3 protein-coding genes are annotated in these 5,271 nt (G+C 45.4%); all 3 read left to right on the top strand.

The features are described 5' to 3' along the window. Positions 1 to 2,104: hypothetical protein (locus ACUVJL_RS19090; RefSeq protein WP_445247275.1), on the top strand; the 2,104-nt coding region annotated here is incomplete at its 5' end. A gap of 68 nt (positions 2,105 to 2,172) precedes the next feature. Next, positions 2,173 to 3,006: a CIS tube protein gene (locus ACUVJL_RS19095; RefSeq protein ID WP_445247276.1), complete on the top strand. Its 834-nt coding sequence runs from the start codon at positions 2,173 to 2,175 to the stop codon at positions 3,004 to 3,006. 22 nt (positions 3,007 to 3,028) lie between these two features. Then, a complete protein-coding gene (locus ACUVJL_RS19100; protein ID WP_445247277.1) occupies positions 3,029 to 5,155 on the top strand; it encodes a VgrG-related protein in 2,127 nt (708 codons plus the stop codon). Positions 5,156 to 5,271 lie beyond the last annotated feature (116 nt).

Raw genomic sequence — 5,271 nt, forward strand, 5'->3', positions numbered from 1 at the left:
GCCATTACCAGCAGCCAACGAACCAGCGGCTGGCATCCCAAATGTCCAAAAGCAGGAAAACTATCCAAACGAAATTCCTTCACCGATTCAGCCATTACCAGCAGTCAACGAACAGGAGGCTGGCATTCCAAATGTCCAAAAGCAGGAGAACTATCCCAGCGAAATTCCTTCACCGATTCAGCCATTACCAGCAGCCAACGAACCAGCGGCTGAGATTTTTACATCCAGCCAGCCAATAGTTGCCATTCCCAATGTTCAAAAGCAGGAGAACTATCCCAGGGAAATTCCCTCACCGATTCAGCCATTACCAGCAGCCAACGAACCAGCGGCTGGCATCCCAAATGTCCAAAAGCAGGAAAACTATCCAAACGAAATTCCCTTACCCATTCAGTCATTAACAGTAGCCAACGAACAAGCGGCTGGCATTCCAAATGTCCAAAAGCATGAAGGAATATCAATATTTCTCCAAAGAGAGGCGATCGCAGAGGCAAACTCCGCTAGAGAATCATTAATACCTAAAGATGCAAGATCGATCGACGAGGTAGGCTCTGTATCTGCCCCCAACCTTTCCCTAATAGCAGGTGAGGCAACAGATACAGCTATTGTAGGGTCTGTTGCCTCTAAGCTGCCTGCGATTCAGACAGATCAGGAACGCAACCAGCCTTTGCCAAGTAGCGGAACTAATCGTTTGACCCCCGCGATCGCCCAGCTTAGTGCTACAGTCCCTTCGGACCCAACCGTTGAGCAAGATGGTACTGTGGTAGCTTCCGGTGCATCACCTGAGAGTACCGACCAAAGTCTAATATCGCTTGCTCAGACAACGAAACCGTCGCCTGTTGGCAGGACACCGGGAGAATTAGAACCTGAACAACTTCAAACCTCTGCACCGGAACAGGTGCAACTAGCATGGGACAAGCCGGGTTTTGTTCAGCAGGATGGGAAAGGAGCCTCAACTGAATCTAGTACCATTCCAGAAGAGCAACCTGCTGGGGAAAGGTCAACCCTTACTCAGCTTCAGAAGCAAACCTCGATCGCCCAAGCCTATTCTGATCCTCAACAGCCTATTGCAGAAGGGCGATCGCTTACTCCTCGTCAACCTGCTAACATCCAGCGAAACTCAGACTCTCAAGAAACAGAAGCATCGCCTCGTGTAAAAGAACAACCTTCTATTGAAGGGCGATCGCTTACTCCGACTCAGCCTGCTAACATTCAGCCAGAGGCAGAGTCTCATCAATCTCAACCCAGTATCACCGCAGAGGATCTCCGACCTGGCGAAACGCAAACTGTCGCCCAGCTATTAAGCCAACCTGGAGCCACTCCCCAACTCCCGAAAGTTTTGGAAAATATTACCACTAGCCAACCTTTAGGTATTACTAAACCTTTGGTTCAACGCTCTGAATTCCTCTCAGAAACTTCTTTCCCAGAAACTGCCCGTATCTTCTCAAGAGATAAGCCTCAAAACTTTTCTCTAAAACCGACTCTTCCCACCTACTCATCAGTTACTAATATACAGGAAAAATCTGAATCCACTTTCAGTAGTGAAGTGCCAAAACAAGATACAATGATTCAACGGCAAGAAAGGGATTTCTCAATGACAGATGTCCCTGATTCCTGGTCAAGCATCGAAGAATTACTCGGTGAAAATAATGCAATACCAAGCGACCTCGCAGTGGTGCAAACCTACTCGACAGGAGTGCAGCAAGCAGTGCCGCGCCAACAGCAGCAAGCAATATCGGATATCCGCACTGCTATGCTGCTGCCCCTTGGAGTTTTTAGCAGTACATCAGGAATTCACAGTTTAGAGTTGCAACAGCAACCAAGTTCTGTGAAATCGTTAATGGAAAAAACTCTCCAATCGAGAACAAAATTGGAAGAAAAAGCTGCTACTCGTAACGCTGAACCTGCTCAAACTATCCCATCCTCTTATCTCGGAGTATCTGAAAAATTAACCCAAGTTACTGAAACAAAGGAAGAGAAAAAAGAAGAAGAACAAAAAACTGATAAAGTGGAAACTTTGGCCCGAGAAATTTATGGTTTGTTGCGGCAGCGCCTAGAGATAGAAAGAGAGCGTCATGGCTTTTACTATAATCCTAGATACTTGTAAAACCTGAAATTTAAAAACATCTATCGACCCTAAAGGGATGAAATCTAACTAAAACTTAGGAGAAAATAATGGAAGGATGGTCTGAAAAGTTTAAAGAAGCTGCCAAAGGCGCACTATTATCAGCAGCCGATATCGCTATATTAGAGGCAGCTAACAAACTCGATCAAGAGCGAGATCAACAATATATTAAAATAGAAGATGCTGCAAAAGAAAGAGCGCTAGCTCAATATAGAAAAGAACAAGTTGATAGTCGTCTTGCTAAAGCTACTTTGATTCCTAGAACTGGGGAAGAAGGTTCTCCAATTAACTTTATGTTCAACCCAACCGATCTGAGTCTTAGCCGGAGCGTTAGTATTACTAACATGAACGGAGCCAGGACACAAAGAGGTTTACCTAAAGTTAACTTTGGCTTTGTGGAGCCATACAAGCTAACCTTAGCTGGAATTTTGTTTGATACTTACGAAACCGGAGCAAGTGTATTAAATAAAATTAAACCATTACTAGATGCCGTTGATTTTTCTAAGTTTCAAGATCCATTCAACAACCAAACAAATGGTGGCAATACCTATCAAGAAAGAGTTGTTAAAGTCAGTGTATTAGGGGGAGCAATGAATACATTTGTTCAGCAAATAGGAGGCAAAAATGTTTTAGGAGCGCAGGAATATGGCTCGGAAAATATAGGACAACAGTCCCTACAGCTCCGAAGACCTCCTGTTTTTTACTTCATTTGGGGTGGCAAAAATTATATGTGCTGTATGGTCAAGCAATTAGACTATAAGTTAACCATGTTTTTACCTAATGGCACTCCAGTGCGAGCAATGGTCAATATCACGTTAGAAGAAGTGGATTTAGGTGTGGCAAGTCGAGCCTTTAGCCAACGTCAGAAATTTGTCAGTGACTAATATCAATAAAACCAAATGATTTATGACTTCCAAACCTACTGATTATGTATCTATTCCCATCATCGAAATTCCCGATGCCGACCAGAAGTTAATGAAGGATTTCAGGAGAGATATCCTCCAAATTAATCTAGAAGAAAGTCTCCATTTACCTGGAATGTTTACCTTGGTAATTAATAATCCTTATGCTCCCTTAGATCAAGAAACAAAAACCTGGCAATACGATTCAATTGTTCAGGTTGGCAAAAGAGTTAAACTTGGTTTTACTTCCAGTACAACGGAATCTACACAAGCTCACACAGCCTATGTTATACAAGGAGAAATTACAAGCATTGAAACTCACTTCACAAGTCGCACCCAAGCGCCAATTATTATTCGAGGTTACGATGTCGCTCACCGCCTGCACCGAGGGCATTATATCCGCTCTTTTCAAGACTACACCGATGCGGATATTGTCAAAGAAATTGCCAAGGAATTAGGCATTGAAATTGGCACGCTAGATCCAAGTGGAGACAAACACGAATACATCTTTCAGGAAAATCAAACTAATATGGAGTTTTTGCGAGAACGAGCGGCTCGCATTGGCTTTGAATTATTTGTTCAAGATGGCAAACTGTATTTTCGCAAACCTAAACAGAATGAAATTTTAAAGCTGCAATGGCTGCGGGATGTATCTAGTTTTCGCGTCCGCATTACCACTGCCGAACAAGTCAAAGCAGTGGAAGTGCGGAGTTGGGACTATGAAAGAAAAGAAGTAATTGTTGCCCGCGCCCCTCAACAAAGTCCTGCGCCTGCATCGAATAGCTCTAATTTAACAGGGCAGACAAAGGTAGCAGTAACTAACGCATCGGATAACTTAGTTATTACGACCACTAATCATGGACGAGGAAGCGACTACAGCCAAAAATTCGGCTCTAACCCTCCAGAGCCGAAAATGATCGTAGTTGATAAGCCGACTGCCACTCTTAAAGAAGCGGAGGTAATGGCAAAAGCGCTATTTAGTGAATTAGAGGGAGATTTTGTCTGTGCGGATGCTCAAGCTCCTGGCGATCCGCGCATTCGACCTGGGAAAGTGATAGAACTAGAAAAAATGGGGCGCTATAGCGGTCAATATTACGTTACCGAAAGCCGCCACTTGTTCTATGAAGGCATTTATACCACAGAGTTTAGCGTGCGGGGGCTGCGAGGAGGCGATTTGCTGCAAACGTTGTCCCCATCTGTGAGGCCCAGACCTGGGCAAACCCATCTGGTAGGCATTGTCACCAATAACAAAGATCCGAAAGGTTGGGGGCGAGTGCGGGTGAAATTCCCAACTCTTAGCCCAGAAAAAGACAGCACGGCTCATGCGAGTTATTGGGCAAGAGTTGTCGGGGTAGGTGCCGGTCCAGGGCGGGGTTTTGACTGCTTGCCAGAAATTAATGATGAAGTGTTGGTGGCTTTTGAACATGGCGATATCCACCGCCCTTATGTGATTGGTGGGGTTTGGAATGGAAAAGATCAACCTCCAGAAAAGGTGGAAAATACAGTGGGCGATCGCTCTCAAGTACGCCTACGAACTTTCAAAACCCGCACAGGTCACACTTTACAATTTGTAGAGGAAACTCAACATAGTAGCCAAGCTGGAATCTACATTACCAGCAGTGGCGGTCATCAAATTGAAATCAATGATAGCGATGGCTCCATAGAAATTCAGACCCAAGAAGGGCAGCGGATTACTTTGAGCGATCGCTCCTCTAACATTACCATCCACTCCACAGGCGACATCAACCTCACACCCGGATCGGGTAAAGTAGTCGTCGCCGGCACCATTTTAACGGGCGGCGTCCTCCTCGGCACTCCACTCAGTTCGGTCAATGTCGGCCAAACTCTGACTAGCTTAAAGGAGCAACTCCAGCAAAATACCGAGGGCGATCGCCAGCGCGATCGCACCGCCGCCGAACTGCGGCAGGAAATTCAAAACAATGCTCAAGCCGATCGCCAGCGCGATGAAACCTTAAAAGCTTTACAAAACCAAGTTCAGCCCAGAACTTCGCCTACTCAGTCTCAGACTGCATCCCCAGCGAACGCCTCTACCAATCCCACCAGCAATCAAAAGTCCGCTCCAGCGAACCCACCAGCAACTTCCTCGCTGACGGGGCGACAGGTCGCCTGAAGAGCAGACAGGGAGGGCACTCTAGACAAATAGCATGAAAAAAGATAGGGTAAGAAAGCTTCTTACCCAAAAACAATTAAATGATACCAAAATTATATCATGCCCATTTGTCAAAA

Origin of the sequence: Microcoleus sp. OTE_8_concoct_300, assembly GCF_031383065.1 — a bacterium.
Classification (GTDB): Bacteria; Cyanobacteriota; Cyanobacteriia; order Cyanobacteriales; family Microcoleaceae; genus Microcoleus.

Bases quoted from the DNA above. Each gene is read 5' to 3' on its own strand.
- ACUVJL_RS19095 (WP_445247276.1), top strand. From the start codon at position 2,173: ATGGAAGGATGGTCTGAAAAGTTTAAAGAAGCTGCCAAAGGCGCACTA.
- ACUVJL_RS19100 (WP_445247277.1), top strand. From the start codon at position 3,029: ATGACTTCCAAACCTACTGATTATGTATCTATTCCCATCATCGAAATT.